Source organism: Peribacillus sp. QJM3NY_7 (assembly GCF_056173225.1).
The window spans coordinates 5,128,232-5,144,469 of the sequence record NZ_CM149663.1; the positions used below are offsets into that span (position 1 = coordinate 5,128,232).

13 protein-coding genes, 1 pseudogene and 2 riboswitches are annotated in these 16,238 nt (G+C 40.9%); of the genes and pseudogenes, 4 read left to right on the forward strand and 10 right to left on the reverse strand.

Going from position 1 to position 16,238, the window contains the following annotated elements; all coding sequences use genetic code 11:
- Window positions 1-91 precede the first annotated feature (91 nt).
- A complete protein-coding gene (locus tag AC0VX1_RS24880; RefSeq protein WP_475469479.1) occupies window positions 92-1,054 on the forward strand; it encodes a LacI family DNA-binding transcriptional regulator in 963 nt (320 codons plus the stop codon).
- 257 nt (window positions 1,055-1,311) lie between these two features.
- Window positions 1,312-1,495: riboswitch (Lysine riboswitch) on the forward strand.
- Between the two features lie 96 nt (window positions 1,496-1,591).
- Entirely contained in the window at window positions 1,592-3,043 is a 1,452-nt protein-coding gene (locus tag AC0VX1_RS24885; RefSeq protein WP_413007974.1) for an amino acid permease, read from the forward strand.
- A gap of 49 nt (window positions 3,044-3,092) precedes the next feature.
- Here AC0VX1_RS24885 and AC0VX1_RS24890 read toward each other — a convergent pair whose 3' ends face one another.
- From AC0VX1_RS24890 to AC0VX1_RS24920, 7 genes are all read right to left on the reverse strand, one after another.
- Window positions 3,093-4,772 (reverse strand): glycoside hydrolase family 13 protein, encoded by a 1,680-nt coding sequence (locus AC0VX1_RS24890; RefSeq protein ID WP_413007972.1) that lies wholly within the window; start codon window positions 4,770-4,772, stop codon window positions 3,093-3,095.
- A gap of 84 nt (window positions 4,773-4,856) precedes the next feature.
- Window positions 4,857-5,939, reverse strand: coding sequence for a Ger(x)C family spore germination protein (locus AC0VX1_RS24895; protein WP_475469480.1), 1,083 nt, complete (start codon window positions 5,937-5,939; stop codon window positions 4,857-4,859).
- Window positions 5,936-7,036 (reverse strand): GerAB/ArcD/ProY family transporter, encoded by a 1,101-nt coding sequence (locus tag AC0VX1_RS24900; protein WP_063574737.1) that lies wholly within the window; start codon window positions 7,034-7,036, stop codon window positions 5,936-5,938. The genes AC0VX1_RS24895 and AC0VX1_RS24900 overlap by 4 nt, the downstream gene beginning before the upstream one ends.
- A 24-nt stretch (window positions 7,037-7,060) precedes the next feature.
- The gene (locus tag AC0VX1_RS24905; protein WP_278088640.1) at window positions 7,061-8,569 is read right to left on the reverse strand and encodes a spore germination protein; all 1,509 of its coding nucleotides are present in this window, start codon (window positions 8,567-8,569) and stop codon (window positions 7,061-7,063) included.
- Between the two features lie 145 nt (window positions 8,570-8,714).
- Window positions 8,715-9,239, reverse strand: a complete 525-nt coding sequence (locus AC0VX1_RS24910; protein WP_475469481.1) for a YhcN/YlaJ family sporulation lipoprotein — start codon at window positions 9,237-9,239, stop codon at window positions 8,715-8,717.
- 54 nt (window positions 9,240-9,293) lie between these two features.
- Window positions 9,294-9,614, reverse strand: coding sequence for a quaternary ammonium compound efflux SMR transporter SugE (gene sugE, locus AC0VX1_RS24915; RefSeq protein WP_034310082.1), 321 nt, complete (start codon window positions 9,612-9,614; stop codon window positions 9,294-9,296).
- Window positions 9,615-9,662: 48 nt separating this feature from the next.
- Window positions 9,663-9,761, reverse strand: a riboswitch (guanidine-I (ykkC/yxkD leader).
- Between the two features lie 40 nt (window positions 9,762-9,801).
- Window positions 9,802-10,131: a DUF948 domain-containing protein gene (locus AC0VX1_RS24920; protein WP_413021759.1), complete on the reverse strand. Its 330-nt coding sequence runs from the start codon at window positions 10,129-10,131 to the stop codon at window positions 9,802-9,804.
- 118 nt (window positions 10,132-10,249) lie between these two features.
- Here AC0VX1_RS24920 and AC0VX1_RS24925 point away from each other — a divergent pair, with 118 nt between their 5' ends.
- Window positions 10,250-10,429: a hypothetical protein gene (locus tag AC0VX1_RS24925; protein ID WP_034310080.1), complete on the forward strand. Its 180-nt coding sequence runs from the start codon at window positions 10,250-10,252 to the stop codon at window positions 10,427-10,429.
- A 637-nt stretch (window positions 10,430-11,066) separates the two neighbouring features.
- On the opposite strand, the pseudogene AC0VX1_RS24930 reads toward AC0VX1_RS24925, so the two are convergent.
- Window positions 11,067-11,287, reverse strand: a pseudogene (locus AC0VX1_RS24930) (hypothetical protein).
- 198 nt (window positions 11,288-11,485) lie between these two features.
- Between AC0VX1_RS24930 and AC0VX1_RS24935 the strand changes: the two are divergent.
- Entirely contained in the window at window positions 11,486-12,106 is a 621-nt protein-coding gene (locus tag AC0VX1_RS24935) for an RraA family protein (RefSeq protein WP_475469482.1), read from the forward strand.
- Between the two features lie 55 nt (window positions 12,107-12,161).
- On the opposite strand, the gene ltaS is transcribed toward AC0VX1_RS24935, so the two are convergent.
- Together ltaS and AC0VX1_RS24945 are read right to left on the reverse strand one after the other, a co-directional pair.
- Complete coding sequence (gene ltaS, locus AC0VX1_RS24940) at window positions 12,162-14,129, reverse strand: lipoteichoic acid synthase (protein WP_475469483.1); 1,968 nt, start codon at window positions 14,127-14,129, stop codon at window positions 12,162-12,164.
- Between the two features lie 1,078 nt (window positions 14,130-15,207).
- Window positions 15,208-16,152: a siderophore ABC transporter substrate-binding protein gene (locus tag AC0VX1_RS24945; RefSeq protein ID WP_475471886.1), complete on the reverse strand. Its 945-nt coding sequence runs from the start codon at window positions 16,150-16,152 to the stop codon at window positions 15,208-15,210.
- Window positions 16,153-16,238: the final 86 nt, after the last annotated feature.

A 16,238-nucleotide genomic window follows, 5' to 3' on the forward strand; every position in this document is an offset into this window, starting at 1 on the left:
ATTTGCAGAAATCTTCAGCAGTCCCCACTGTTCCCTTGCCATGAAATGGGTTTCATACTGTACAATATAAAAAAAGAAAAACGGTGATACCATGACAAATATTAAAGAAATAGCTCAATGTGCTGGTGTATCTGTCTCAACAGTGTCTCGTGTATTGAATGATCATCCTTATGTAAGCCCCGATAAAAGAAAGAGCGTCCTAGAAGCGATCAATCGTTTGAATTATACGAGAAACATCAACGCCATCCATCTTTCAAAAGGAAAAACCAACCTTATCGGCGTCATCATCCCCTTCAACAATCACCCATATTACGGGGCAATCGTTAACGGAATCACAAAACAGGCAAATGCAATTGGCTGTCATATCGTCATCTTTCAAACAAATTATGACAGGGAGAAAGAGATCCAGGCTTTTAATATGCTGCAAATGAAGCAGCTCGATGGCATTATCGTTTGTTCAAGGATTTCGGAAATGAAAATCCTCTTGGATTATCAAAAATACGGACCGATTATTTTATGTGAAGATACCGCCCAGGCTGAATTCTCATCCATCAGCATTGATCATTATGCAGCTTTCTCCTGTGCCCTTGAGTACGTGATTGCTAAAGGATATAAGAAAATCGGATACAGCCTCGGCCGTAAAAAGAGCAGAAACAGTTCCCATCGTACAAAGGCCTTTAACGATATCATGAGTAAACATCAACTGATAAACAATAAAGAATGGCTGTTTGAAGGCAGTTATCACATTAAGGACGGTGAACAATTGTTTCAGGAATGGAATTCGATTATGGATAAACCTGAAGCCATCATCATCACGAATGATGACACGGCGGCGGGCTTCATTCTTACCGCTAAGAAATTGGGTATTAGGGTACCGGAAGATGTGGCCATTCTCGGCTTCAATAATGATAGCCTTGGCGAAATGCTCGACATCACGACCATTTCCTTACCGCTGGAATGGATCGGGAAAATGGCAGTGGATCTCTTTGAGAATCCTGAAGAGGTCAAACATGTAAAACTGGACTATGCCCTAATAAAAAGGAAAACCGTTTAGTTATCAGGATGTGCTATATTTTAGTACATCGTCACTTGATTCTTCCTTACTGCCATCATTCATTAACTAGGAAAAAATAACCACATAAAATAATCATTGCGATATCCCAGAAGTTATTTTATAATTTTGATATAGTAAAGTTTACTCAATTACTAGCAATCTATTAGCGATTGCATGAATTTCATGAGTGAAATCGTCAGACGTCACCTACAAACTGACGCCAACGATTTTAGAAAATTGAATACTTCCTCATTTACCGATGAGTTAGAGGCTGCAGCTTATAAAAGTAAAACGGACGAGATTCTGGAAAATTAAAGACTCCGTTTGAAAGGATAAGTTGCCGAAGTTAGGGTATATTCCATGTATATTCTTGCTGGCGGTGTAACCGAATAGGAACACCACTGTCACGTTTTTAAAAAAGCGTGGGGAGCTATCTTCGGAAGGATAAACGGGTTTATTATAAACAGCCGTCGATCTTTTTCGACTGCTGTTTTTTTATTTTTCGTTCCCTTCCAATAAAAAGGAGTGTAACATCAATTGTCAAATTCACAATCAGCATCAAGCCCTACTGAATTGAAAAGGAGCCTGAAAGCGCGTCATTTAATGATGATTTCATTAGGTGGAACGATTGGAACAGGTTTATTTTTAGCAAGTGGCGGTGCCATTCATTCAGCCGGTCCCGGCGGTGCCTTGGTGGCATATGCGGTCATCGGCATCATGGTTTATTACTTAATGACAAGTCTTGCAGAAATGGCGGCGTTCATGCCAGTGGCCGGTTCGTTCCGTGTCTATGCATCCAAATTCGTCGATCCGTCCTTCGGTTTTGCGATTGGTTGGAACTACTGGTATAACTGGGCAATCACCATTGCCGCCGAATTGGCAGCCGTTGTCTTAATTATGAAGTTCTGGTTCCCGGATAGCCCTTCATTTATCTGGAGTGCCATTGCGTTAATCATTATGTTTCTTATCAATTACATGTCCGTTAAAGGTTTCGGGGAAACAGAATTCTGGTTTGCCATGATCAAGGTCGTGACAGTCGTCATTTTCTTGATTACGGGTGTTCTGATCATTCTCGGAATCATGGGTGGAAATGACCCAATCGGTTTTTCCAATTTCACAATGGGCGAAGGTCCCTTTAACGGAGGGTTCTTCACGATTCTAGGCGTATTCATGGCTGCCGGCTTTTCATTCCAAGGAACGGAATTGCTTGGAGTGACTGCTGGGGAAAGTGAAGATCCAGAAAAAAATATCCCTAAAGCAATCAGATCCGTTTTCTGGCGCATCCTCTTGTTCTATATCCTTGCAATTTTCGTTATTGGAATGATCATTCCGTTTACGGATTCACGTTTATTGAGTCAAGATGTTGCCGTAAGTCCATTCACGCTTGTATTTGAACGGGCCGGCCTTGCATTTGCTGCATCCATCATGAACGCGATCATTTTATCATCCGTACTCTCTGCCGGTAACTCTGGCATGTATGCTTCAACCCGTATGTTATGGGACTTGGCACGTGATGGGAAAGCACCGAAATTCCTAGGTAAGTTAGATAAAAGAGGAGTGCCCGTGAATGCACTTATCGTGACTTCATTAGTTGGGTGCGTTGCATTCTTAGCTTCATTTTTCGGGGATGGCGTCGTTTATATCTGGTTATTGAACGCTTCAGGCATGGCAGGATTCGTCACTTGGGTAGGGATTGCGATTGCCCATTATCGGTTCCGCAAAGCTTACGCAGCTCAAGGCCTTGATATGAATGCTCTACCATTCCGGGCAAAAGGCTTCCCATTCGGGCCTATATTCGCACTTGTCCTTTGTATTATCATTATCATCGGACAAGGCTATCAGGCTTTCAGCAGCGATGGGATCGACTGGAATTCAATGTTCGTTTCCTACATTGGCTTGATTCTATTTTTCGTCCTATGGTTCGGCTATAAAATTAAGCATAAAACGAAAATCATTCCGCTAGAGGAATGTGACCTTAAATCAAAATAATACGCAAAGGACCTGTTCTTCCCTAACCGGAGAAGGACAGGTCCTTTTTTCATTTCAAATGATAAACACGGCATTCATATGGTTGCAGGGGTTTGCTGGAGATTCCTTCTTCCTCCTGACCATAATTGCCGATCAGCTTTGTGGCAGAATGTGCATGCAGCTCTTCAGGCAAAGTATAAGAGGCCTGCTCTTCTTTAAAGTTGCATAGCACCAATAACTTCTCTTCCTCAAACGATCTCGTGTAGGCAAATATTCGTTCATCATCCGGCAACAGCAGTTCAAAACGGCCATAAACGACGATATCATGTTCCTTGCGCAGTTGGATAAGCTTTTTATAAAAGTGAAAAATGGAATTCGGATCATTGTAAGCCTTTTCTGCATTAATCTCGGGAAAATTGGGATTAACCTTAATCCAAGGGGTCCCGTTCGTGAATCCTGCGTTCCGGGAGTCATTCCACTGAATCGGTGTCCTCGCATTATCCCGGCTGCGGGCGTGGATGGCTGACATCATCCGCTCTTTTGACCATCCATGTGAATGGACGAGTTCGTCATATGAATTCAATGTTTCGATATCCCTGTATTCATCGATGCTTTCAAATGCAACATTGGTCATGCCCAGCTCTTCCCCTTGATATATATAAGGTGTACCTTGCAGCATATGAAGACAAGCGGCAAGCATCTTTGCGCTTTCAATACGATATTTTCCATCATTACCAAACCTCGAGACAACCCGGGGCTGATCATGGTTGTTCCAGTATAAACTGTTCCAGCCATCCCTCTCCAAACCAGTCTGCCACTTGGAGAGGATTCGCTTTAAATCGGTTAGCTTCCATTTATCGTTACTCCATTTCCCTTCTGGTCCCTTCCCCAAATCCATATGTTCGAATTGAAAGACCATATGTAGCTCACCACGATCTTTACCTGTGAACAATTGCGCTTCCTCCGGCGTGACGCCTGGCATCTCCCCAACCGTAATCACGTCATGCCCAGAAAGGGCCCGTTGATTGATTTCCTGCAGAAACTCATGTATGCGCGGGCCATTCAGGAAAAAGGGGCTTCCATCACCATACTGCTTCTCATGATGAACGGATCCATCTGAGTAGCTTTGATCTTTTGAAAGGAAATTGATGACATCCATCCGGAAGCCATCGACACCCTTATCCAGCCACCAAGTCATGATGCTGTAGACTTCTTCACGGAGCTTAGGATTCTCCCAGTTTAAATCCGGTTGTTTCCTGCTGAATAAATGTAAATAATATTCATCGGTTCTTTCATCATATTCCCATGCTGAACCTTTGAAAATCGACTCCCAATTATTTGGCTCTTTTCCATTCCTGCCAGGTTTCCAAATATAATAATCACGTTTCGGATTATCCTTTGAGGATCGGGATTCCTCGAACCATGGATGTTCATCTGAAGAATGATTGACCACGAGGTCCATCATGATCTTCATTCCACGTTCATGAACGGCCTTCAACAACCTATCGAAATCAGCCATGGTCCCGAATTCAGCCATGATTGCTTTATAATCACTGATATCGTACCCATTGTCATCATTGGGAGATTGATAAACTGGTGATAGCCATATCACGTTCACACCCAGCTCTTGTAAATAATCGAGCTTCATCAAAATCCCGTTTATATCACCAATACCATCGCCATCACTATCCATAAAACTCCTTGGATACACTTGATACACAACTGCCTCTTTCCACCATGCTTTGTCCATGCTTTTCCCCCTTTTTAGCCGCATTGACACAACCCTTACACCAATACCCTATTATAAAGGGGGGAACTCCAGAATATTCTACTTTTATTCAGCTATTCCCGTTTGAATCATTTCAATATCCAGATCGACCTCGATTGGAACATCGGGATATGTCTCCTCCCAATGCTTTTGATCAAAATTTCTTGTTTTACTTTTAGCATGATCACCGAGTGCAAGCGGATCTATATGGTTCTCCTGAAACATGGTTACCATCTCATTTAATTTTTTACCAATGACCCGCTCGGCCCTGGCCTCTATTTTATTCAGGTCGACCTCTTTGCCCAAATCATAGCCTTGGACCTCTAGCAGACTCGCTTTCATTTTCACTTCAATCCTGACCTTAGGGTCTTGATTGGCATTCGAAATATGATAATGGACACGTGACTCCACGTTATTGATATCGGTAAAGTCATTTTCCTTCCATTTAATTCCATAACTCCCCAGCTTAAAATTTTCACTAAGGACCTTATATAAGAAGCCTTCTTCATAAGGTATATATTTACCAATATAACGATCCTTTTTAAACAAGGCGATTCCCCTTACCCGTATTTGATCTCCTGTAGTTTCCAATAAGGGCAAGACCGGATCGATCCCGTTACCATGACACGCATATAAATACCTGTGAAGATCTACATCAGGCAAATTGGTCCTTACATTCTGTTCGATCAGCTCCTTCACTTGAACCCCTGGAGTTTTAATCAACTTCGGCTCCATTTTAACTACATCCTCCGCTTTGCCATGAACGACCGCTAAATACAAATCCCTTCCCACCATTGGGTCACGCCTATATGTATCGACATAATCATTCAATCCCTTACTTGCCAATTCCTCACCATATAGAGTGACTGTCAGTCTCCCGCCGACAATCGGGTATGGTGTTTTTGCATTTTCCTGCTGGCGGGCCGCCTTTATATCATGGGAGTCCGCTTCATATACTTCTTTTCCCAGATCTGCTTCCTCCCCAGGCTGGGGAACGCTGACCACGACCGTACCTTTGATTTTCTTGTCTCCGGCATCATCATAACCTACGACTTCAGCAATTAATATATCTTCTAATATTTGCTTTTCCACGCCGCAGGCCGTCATCAAAAAGCTCGCTAATGTTAATAAGAGAAGTTTGATTTTCATGATTTATGCCCCCTGACTTTATAGACGATCGACTGCCATATGAATAAGAGGGGAAGATACAAATAAACGATATAAAAACCAATTTGCGAACTGATCGTGTTAAACTTATCGATCCTATAGCGGTTATCCAAAAAAATGCAGAAAACCAAGATGATGATCAGAATGAGAACCATCATCTTTTTTTGTCTAAATCCGAATACTCTTTTCGCTGTCCTGCTTGCTGCCCAAACCCCTAGGCAAACATTCGGCAGCACCATGAACAGCCAAACGGAAATCCCTATGTATTCGAACCTTTCAATGAATGGAAGGTCTACAATTTTCCATAACGTCAAAGTTGCCCAAATTACATCTTTCAGCTGATCTTGATGATAGTAGGCTAATGAGACAAGTATGGATACTACATATATCACCATAGTGAACAACGCCCCTAAGTGGGCCCACTTTTGAGATTTTTCACGATTTTTAATGAAAGGATAATAAATGAGGATTAATTCAAAACCAAGGTAATTCAGGGTCATTTTCTTACATGCCTTCATGATTTCCAAAAAAGAATGGTCAAGCAAAGGACCCAAATTTTCAAAGTGGGCGTACTTCAAAGGGAAATAATTCAAAAGGAATAATGGCGATGCGATAATAAGGCCGATTATGCAAAAACCGGTAATGACCCTGAAACCTCCCTCCACAAAGTTATACACGAGAATAAGGATGATGGTTATCAGCATCAGGACATTGACACCAGGGAACATCCAAACCTGAATGACTTCTAAATAAGTCCTGATAAGAATGATGGAAATCATGATAAAGTAGAAGATGAATAAAATATTGAAAGCATTTCCGACCCATTTACCGAACAAATCCTTGTGGATGGCAACCAAATCAAGAGTTTGGGGGCCCCTGCCCAAAAGCTTGAAACACATCCAAAGCAGAACATTTATGATTAACCCTGATATCAGGACCGATATCCATGCGTCTTGGCCAGCCTCTTTCGCTATGATCCGTTCAAACCCCAATATCCCTACTCCAATCTGCATGCCGGGCATGAGGAAAAAAACAAAAAATGGAGATATTTGTTTTGTTTCATTTGGTTTGACTTCCATTCCTTCTCACCGCTTTCTACTTCCTTATTCATCGATATCATTACGGGTGTTTCGTTTTTCCGCCTCTTTCCTTATCCTTAGTGGATTTTCCGTCCGTAGAAACTGCGGGCGTTTTTTCTGCTTTGAAAAAGGGAGGCGAATCAGACTATCTTTAAAGTCATGAATTCTTAACGGGTACAGCGGGTCTAAATAAGGACTGCCAAGCGAAGTCAATTTCAATAAATGACTTAAAATGAATGCACTGCATAAAGCTATTCCAAACAGTCCGTATAACTGGGCAGCAATTAGAAAGGGAAAGCGGATAAGGCGAATCGTATTGCTGATTTGGTAAATCGGCACCGTAAATGAAGCCAAGGCAGCCAAAGCGACAAGCATCAACAAGACATTACTGACAAATCCCGCTTCCACAGCGGCTGTACCGATGACTATACCGCCAACAATACCGATGGTGGAGCCAACCTTGGCAGGCAGCCTGACCGCCGCTTCCCTCAGCAATTCGATCGTCCCTTCCAGCACGATCGCTTCCAAGATCGGCGGAAAAGGGATCACTCCCCTGGATGATATTAAGATTGGCAGCAAATCCGTTGGGATCACTTGATAATGATAGGTTAAAACGGCCACATACAAAGGTGATGACAAAACGGAAAACAGAACGGCGAAAAGCCGAATCAAACGGAATGAAGTGCCGAGATTCCAAATTTGAAAATAATCTTCAAATGACGAGAAGAATGAAATGATGGTATTGGGACCAACCAATGCATGAGGAGATCCATCCAGCATGATCCCTATTTTCCCTTCCGATAATACACTGGCCAGATGATCAGGCCGCTCCGTATCAATCAATTGCGGGAACATCGAATTCCGATTATCCGTGATCATCTGGCTTACGAACGAAATATCGACGATTGTATCATATTCTATATCTTCTATTCTCTGTATGACCGTCTTGATGTTCTGTTGATTTACCACCCCATCTATGTAAAGTACCGCTACCCTTGTTTGCGAAATGCTCCCGACCCTAAATTCCTTGGACTGCAATTCAGGAGTGGGCAACCGGTTACGAATCAGATTCAAATTCGAATCAAGCGATTCAACAAACGCCTCCTTGGATCCAACGACCGTATACTCTGACTCAGGTGTGGAAATTTGCCTTTTCACACTGTGAACACACGGAATGAGCAAACACATTTCATCATCTTGCTTGTATTGAATCATGATCGATCCTGCCAAAACCAATCTTTGAATGTCTTTTAAATCAGCCGTCAATTTCATATCTTCCATCGGAATATCGCCTTTTAGTTGCTTAAGGACCTTCTTTGGCTGATTCGACATGACCGCCAATACTTGTTCATGGAGCTGTTGTACACTGACCAGTGAATTGAAGTAGGAGATGATATAGCCATCATCATTCGGGAATTGGAAGGTAAGGAAATCATCAGATGCTTTAAACTTTTTAAGGAGTTCCTGAAAATCCTTGGAAGTAACCTGAAAGGATCCTGAATCCATTTCCCTCTTGCCCTTAAATAACCTCACCACCCCACCCCCCATACAAGTTTTTCGTTCATTCGATTATTGTAACCACCCTATTTAAAGTTAGTCATGTTCCACAGATATCTTAAAAATAGGAAAAGACCTATCCGGGATCCACCGGATAAGTCTCCACTCCTTAATTTCCCAATTATCTTGAACTTGGAAAGATCCGTGTTACAAGTTCACGGAACTCTTCAGCAAATCCTTCAACAGGTTTTCCATTCTCGATATCATTCGCATACCTATCCATTCTTTGAACAAAGTCCGGATTTGCCGACACATAAACTTGGTCTACAGATGGATCCGCTCCCCTTACTGCATCAGCAACCCTTTCTTTAAGGTCATTCGAGATATCCTTATCTCCGCCGTCTTTTAATACTGCGCCTACATAGGCATTATTTTCAGTCACGATGACCTTTGCGTTACTTACTTCCTTCAAAGCTTCGACTCGATTTGAGATTTCCTCGGAGACCCTCATACCGTTTACGCCATTATCATTATTGTCATTATTGACATTTTGCCTTGTGTCGCTTACATTCATCGGATTATCCAAATTATCCTGATGAGTACGATTCAGGCCAAGATTTTCACTGGCACCTTCTTTATCATTCGTTCCACAACCTGTAATCACTAAAGCCATCATTACACTTGATACTATCGCTTTATAATTCATATCTTCACTCCTCAAAAATTCATTTAACATTACTATTTGCGAGGAGTGGGCAGATTATTCAGAAGAGGTGACCTTCAAGCCGATAATTCCAACCAAAATAAAACCGGCGAATACCAATCGCATCGCATCCTTAGGCTCGTTAAAAACGATGATGCCTACCAGAACAGCCCCAAGAGCCCCTATTCCCGTCCAGATTGCATACGCTGTTCCCATAGGCAGAGTTTTTATCGCCGATGACAAAAAATAAAAACTAATAACCATGCCAGCAATCGTTATGATAGAAGGTAATAATTTCGTAAAACCCTCGGTATACTTTAGACTTGTCGCCCATACCACTTCAAATAATCCTGCAATCACCAATTGAATCCAAGCCATCTTTTTCCCCTCCAATTACAGAAAAAGCCCGGGAGGTCATCTTTCATAACCTCCCGGGCTTTTTTCCCTCCGTGTACGCAGATTCCTGCGCGTTTCTCTTGGACCATTCCGGTAACATTCAACCGAGGAACCCTAGAAACATAGTATTTCCATACTATATCATGTACATTTCAGATCGGTCAAACACTTATGCATCGCTTCTGTTTCTAAGCTTCCACTTGTCACCTTTTATTGAAAACCAAATATTCTTAAAGGGTTCAGGTATTTCTTTAGCCGCCTCAACCGTATATTGGACAGCCTCTTTTTTATATTCAACATCTTCAGTGATTTCCTGCTGTGTCATGGCGAGTTGGTCCGTTTCCGATTTAATCTGGTCCGCTTTGGCCTGGATGCGTGTAACGGTTTGAGTCACATTTTCAATTGTCGGTTTGGAATCCTTAAATGTTTTAAAAGCAAAAAACGCTAAATAAATAATCGATCCGATAAAGAGGGCAAGACTAATATATACAATGATCACCTAGATTCCTCCTTTTATTTTACCTTTACTATACCCGTAATAATTGAGCAGAAAACGAATCCCCATGTATTTTCTTTTATGCCTGGTCATATTATTGAAAGTAAAAGGAGGAATGAAAATGAATCAAATGCCTCTTCTTAAAGCCTGTTTTAAAGCTGGAATCCACTTCATTAGACATATGACCATACAGCAGGCTGCCACGATTGCAGGAATCATTTTTTTAATCATTCATCCAGAAGTTTTCAGCCCCCTTTGGCTTACATTGGCAACATCTGTCTTGATTCTGCTCCTGCTTTGAAGATTGCAAGTATCCCCTGCACACTGGCTGTGTTATGGATTTCTTCGCTGACACCCCCATCCAGATCAGATAAAAACCGAGGATATGCACCAGCATTCTACCCTTGCTTCAGAAGAATGTTCTCCTGTACGGATCAAACTGCCATGGAAGCCCGACCATTAATATTGCTAGGACTGTTCCTATCCTGGATTTCAATCTCTTCAAAGTTTAATCAATCGATTGATTAAAACGGAATTTGCCTTTAACCCCCTTGTGACAGCTGAGCTTCCCTCCCCCTTCAGATGTTAATTACACTACATTTACCATACTACAGAAAACTATTAGTTTACAAAACAGTTCAGGAATTTGCCCACTACGGCGATTTCTGATGCAATGGAAGGGTTGAGCAATCACCTTAAGTTTTAATCAACCAATCAAGACTGTAGGCAAAAGGGTTCTGTCAAAGAGTTAAAACAATTGGTGCAGGTGTGCGAGACTCCTGCGGAAATGCGCGTCCAGAAAGAACCGGCAGGCACAGAAGCCGCAGAGGAGGCTACCAGAAGTTCAACGTTCAAATTGTACAAACCGTAAAATAACTTTAGACAAATTCGATTTTCATCGAGTTTATCAAAAGCCTGAAGCCCCATCGGTCTTTTCATTAATTTAATGGTTGTGTGTTCTGACAGGGTGGAAATGCATTTATATCCTGAATCATATAAAAATCGTATTGTTTTAAGGCGAATTGTGCTTGATACATATATTCACAAGAAGCTTTTCACCTGAAGTACCACACTAAACACCTGACGTCCCTTGTCCATTCGTTAATGAAATCCCAACAGGCTGACCTATTAAATAGCTTATTTTTTGTTGCCATGGCATATTCATCACTCCTTCAAGCACATCCTATTAAAAATGAAAAATGGTGCCTTCATTTCTTAAAAATTCGCAGTTCGGTTATGAACCGGTGAACAGACAGAACAACACTTACCATTTTATCAAGCTGAAAACTATTAGAAAATTAAGAAATTTGTGTATAATTAGGCGATATTCATTTACTCTAAAGGAGGAATCATAGTCATGGATAATCTTATTCAACAGTTCAGGAATTTGCCCACCACGGCGATTTCAGATGCAATGGAAGGGTTAAGCAATCTTGATTCGGCAATAAAACCCTTAAAGGAAGAATTTCGTTTGGCCGGACGAGCTTTGACCGTAAAGATTCCCGTCGGTGATAATTCTGCTGTGTTAAAAGCGATCGGTGAAGCCAAGCCTGGGGATATAATTGTCGTTGACAGCAAGGGTGATACATACCGGGCAATAGCAGGAGACTTTGTTGTCGGCATGATGCAGACCATGGAAATAGGCGGCCTCGTAGTCGATGGGGTCATTCGCGACCTTGAAGCCATTAAAGAATTGAATTTCCCTGTATTCAGCAAAGGGGCGACGGTTGCCTCAAGCGGCAAGGCAGGGGTAGGAGAAACCAATGTGCCCATATCATGTGGAGGTGTCACCGTATATCCAGGGGACATCATCATAGGGGACATAGATGGAGTAGTGGTCGTGCCCAAAGATAAGGGTGAAGAAATCCTGGTCAAAGCCAAGGATAAAATCATGAAAGACGATCAGCGTGCTGAAAAATATGCAGGGAAGCCTGATGAAATCAGAAAGTATATTGCCATGATGACCAATAAAGGATGACGCATAAAAAAAACAGGCAGGAAGCGATGGCTTCCTGCCTGTTCTTTCATTAGCCTTATTTATCGGACTTTTCTTCCTTAGAACCTTCTTCATCATATGTGTAATCATAATCAGCTGGATCAATCGGTTTAAAGCCGTTTGGAGTATAGAAACGAAGTAAGTCGCCATTCACTACTTGGTCGGATAAATTGAGCATCGTTTCAGCTCTCGTTTTATAATTGAGGATGGCATCATTTTCCTCGACCAATTCTCCCGTTTTAGTATCGTAGTATTTCCCTTTAATGGAAGTGACATCCGGTGTTACAAAATCACCATTCCTGAAAGGCACCACTTCATTATGATCTTTTGACAATAAATCGGAACCGAATTGTACATAATCCTTAGATTCAATTCCTAACAGATGCAATAAAGTCGGGAGAAGGTCAATCTGTCCACCGTATTGGTGCATTTCCCCGCCTTCAACACCTGGAACATGAATCAATAATGGTACACGTTGCAATTGGGCATTCTCAAATGCGCCAACATCCTTGCCAAGCACTTTTGACATGGCTTCTTTATGGTTTTCGGAAATACCATAATGATCACCATACATAACGATTACCGAGTTATCATATAGACCGGATTCCTTCAGATAATCGAAAAACTCTTTAAGCGCCTCATCGGCATAGCGTGCAGTTTGGAAGTAACTATCAACGGAAGCATCGCCTGTCGTATGCTTACCGATTGTTGCTTTTTCCTGGTCCATCGCATATGGGAAATGATGGGATACCGTTATGAATTTTGTATAGAAAGGCTGTTTAAGCGTTTCTAACATTGGAATCGATTCCTTAAAGAACGGCTTATCCATTAATCCATAACTTAGTACTTCCTCTTTATTTTCCATATTATAATGGTTTGCATCGAAGAACTGATTAAAACCTAGAGACTTATACATATTATCCCGGTTCCAGAAAGATTTGTAATTACCATGGAACACAGCGGATGTGTATCCTTGTTCTCCTAAAATAGCTGGCGCTGCTTGATACGTATTTTGGGAACGGTTTGTGAATGCTGCCCCCTGTGGTAAGCCGAACAGGGAATTTTCAAGCATGAATTCGGCATCCGCCGTTTTCCCTTGGCCTACTTGATGGAAGAAATTATCAAAGTGCATGAAATCTGATTTATCATGTGCAAGTGAGTTCAAAAATGGAGTTACTTCTTCCCCATTCAACTTATAATCGATAAGAAAATTCTGCATCGATTCCAAATGCAGGTAGATGACATTCTTGCCTTTGGCTGCACCAAAATACTTAGGATTCGGCTCAGCGCTTGTTGCCTTCGTATAGTTGACGACTTCGGCGATATCCGTGCTGTTTGCAGTCGCACGCTGGGCGTATGTTTTAGTATTCTGAACGGCATCATAAACCGTATAGTTGAACATGCCCAAGTATTTGACGATATAGTTCCGGTCGAATGTTCTTGATAACAATTGCGGGCGATCCTTTTCAGCAAGTCCCAAATTGATGGCGAAAATTGCAAGTCCCGCTAGGTAAACCATTCCAACTGTACGGCGTTTGACTTTAAAGTCTTCCACTTTAAAGTCTTTGAATCTGTACAACAGGATCAAAAGAACCGTATCAAGGAAATAAAATACATCATGGCCTTTAAATAATTCTAAAATACTCGGCCCCAAATCCCCGGCGTTTTGCACTTGCGTCAAGGTTGGCAATGTAATGAAATCGGTAAATGACCGGTAGTATACAATATTGAAGAATAACCATAAGGACATCAATAGGTTCAACCTGATGATCCATTTAAACGATTTTTTGCCTCTAGCCAATAGTGCCAAGCCAAAGAATAAAATGGCTGAACTAATCGGATTTATAAACAGTAAGAACTGTTGCAGGCCATTTTCAATACCTAAGTTAAATTCAACTCGATATCCAATATACGTTTTTATCCAAAACAAGACTACCGCAATAAAGAAAAAGCCTAGTATGTTATTTGCAAATAAATGCCGGCTTTTTTTAAGAAAATTATTCATGCTTTCACCTCTATTAATCTAGTGGTTTATTTATATAAATTTTTACAAACTTACAAAAGACGGAAAATCGGAAACCTTATAATAGCATTCTTTCACTTGGATAGTCAAGATTGTGAAAACCACCTTTTGTCACATCCATAACTATTATCCAGAACACTTCTTTAGCTTATGAACAAGCCTTTGAAAAAATAACAGAGTTTCGCCCGTCTCGAATGTTCAGCGCACCTATAACAAATATATAGGAACTGCACGTCTTAATCCAATAAATATTACCGTAATTTTTTGGTGTGACTTCGGATGGCAGTCACTAAATATTTTAACGTCCTTCAGGCTTTTACCATTATAAACGACTCTTTATAAAAAAACCAGCACATTACAAAATATGTAAAGATATAAACCTTCAATTATTGAAGCTATGCTTATATCCAAGGATTTTTTTCCCGATAATTCGACAGTTTAAAATGGATTGCCGGATACATGGATGCTTTTCTCATCCGCACTTTTGATACCCCGTGCCTGTAAAAGTTTAACCTTTTAATTATAAGCGTCCAGTCACCCTTAAATTCCATAAAATAACAAATGGATTGCACGAAGTATCGACATCATTCCCCCCCGGCTTTTTTATTAAGCTTTTCAAATAATTTTTCCTGAAAAATATTAATCCACCGAATTCTCCCCAATAATTTGAAGTGGAGATCATATTATTTTTATCATCCATAATAGATGCAATTTCCCAAATTTAACATAAATTATGATTTAAAATCCCTCCGGGAACCGGAAAGGATGCAAAAGACAGTATAATAGGAAGAAACTGAATTCTTCATTTTGGCTAAAGGGTCAATTTCTGACGATTGCAGCCCATATAAGCTATAGCAGCGGCAACAGGCGGAATATAGACCTTTGTCCTTTCCATTCCCCCTTAAATGGGTTGTGGGCGCCTTATTATAAGCTTACCTGTGTTTTGCAAAAATTCTTTTCTTCCCCTTTGTTAGTATATTTGTTTCATCCAGCTTTATTATAAAAAATAAAAAATCCTGCCCCTCGATCGAGGACAGGATTTTCTTTCATCATATTTACATTACTTAATGCCTTCTGAAACTTCTTTAACCATTGCGTCAACAGATTCTAAACCGCCGCCTGATAAGTACCAGTAGTTAGGGTCTAGATAAATGATGTTACCTTCTTTAAATGCCTTTGTATTTTTTACAATGTCATTTTCAATCGTTTCTTTTGCTGCAGCTCCATCACCGGCAACCGCATCTCTGTCTACAACGAATAGGTAGTCAGGATTCTTTTCAGCAATATATTCGAAAGAAATACTTTGACCATGTGTCGATACTTCCAATTTATCATCTACTGCAGGTACTCCGAATACATCATGGATGATTCCAAATCTTGAATCCGGTCCGTAAGCACTTACTTTTCCACCGCTGGCAAGAACGATTAAACCATTTTTGTCAGTCGGGGCTTTTTCTTTCAAAGCGTTAATGTTTTCTTCAACACTTGCCAATTCTTTAGCTGCTTCGTCTTTTTTATCGAAGATTTTGCCTAAAAGTGTTACGTTCTCTTCAAATGATTCCATATACTTTGTTGTATCTACACCCACAAAAACAGTAGGGGCAATTTTGCTTAATTCTTTATATGCTTCAGATTGACGGCCAGAAATAAGGATTAAATCAGGAGCGATTTCGTTGATTTTTTCGAAGTCAGGTTCTTTTAATCCGCCGGCATTTTCAGTTGTACCTTTATATTTAGAAAGGTATTTTGGAAGGCCATCATGAGGAACAGCTGCCACTTCCACATTCAATTTATCAAGAGTATCAAGAGCACCCATATCGAATACAACTACTTTTTCAGGGTTTGTTTTTACTTTCGTTTCGCCTAGTTGATGCTTAACTGTAATTTCTTCGCTTTTAGCACTTTCTTTTTTCGCGCTTGATTCTTCTTTTTCCTTATCTGATCCACAAGCAGCAGCCACTACAGCCAGCATTGCAACCAAAAGCAGCAAGGATAATTTCTTAATCATTATGGTCACCTCAAAAAAATTTTTATTTAAAATTACATATTGAATCCTCACCATCACATAGTTCACCTTCAACACTTTCCCTG

Bases quoted from the DNA above. Each gene is read 5' to 3' on its own strand.
- AC0VX1_RS24880 (WP_475469479.1), top strand. From the start codon at position 92: ATGACAAATATTAAAGAAATAGCTCAATGTGCTGGTGTATCTGTCTCA.
- AC0VX1_RS24890 (WP_413007972.1), bottom strand. From the start codon at position 4,772: ATGGACAAAGCATGGTGGAAAGAGGCAGTTGTGTATCAAGTGTATCCA.
- AC0VX1_RS24895 (WP_475469480.1), bottom strand. From the start codon at position 5,939: ATGAAAATCAAACTTCTCTTATTAACATTAGCGAGCTTTTTGATGACG.
- AC0VX1_RS24900 (WP_063574737.1), bottom strand. From the start codon at position 7,036: ATGGAAGTCAAACCAAATGAAACAAAACAAATATCTCCATTTTTTGTT.
- AC0VX1_RS24910 (WP_475469481.1), bottom strand. From the start codon at position 9,239: ATGAATTATAAAGCGATAGTATCAAGTGTAATGATGGCTTTAGTGATT.
- sugE (WP_034310082.1), bottom strand. From the start codon at position 9,614: ATGGCTTGGATTCAATTGGTGATTGCAGGATTATTTGAAGTGGTATGG.
- AC0VX1_RS24925 (WP_034310080.1), top strand. From the start codon at position 10,250: ATGAATCAAATGCCTCTTCTTAAAGCCTGTTTTAAAGCTGGAATCCAC.
- AC0VX1_RS24935 (WP_475469482.1), top strand. From the start codon at position 11,486: ATGGATAATCTTATTCAACAGTTCAGGAATTTGCCCACCACGGCGATT.
- ltaS (WP_475469483.1), bottom strand. From the start codon at position 14,129: ATGAATAATTTTCTTAAAAAAAGCCGGCATTTATTTGCAAATAACATA.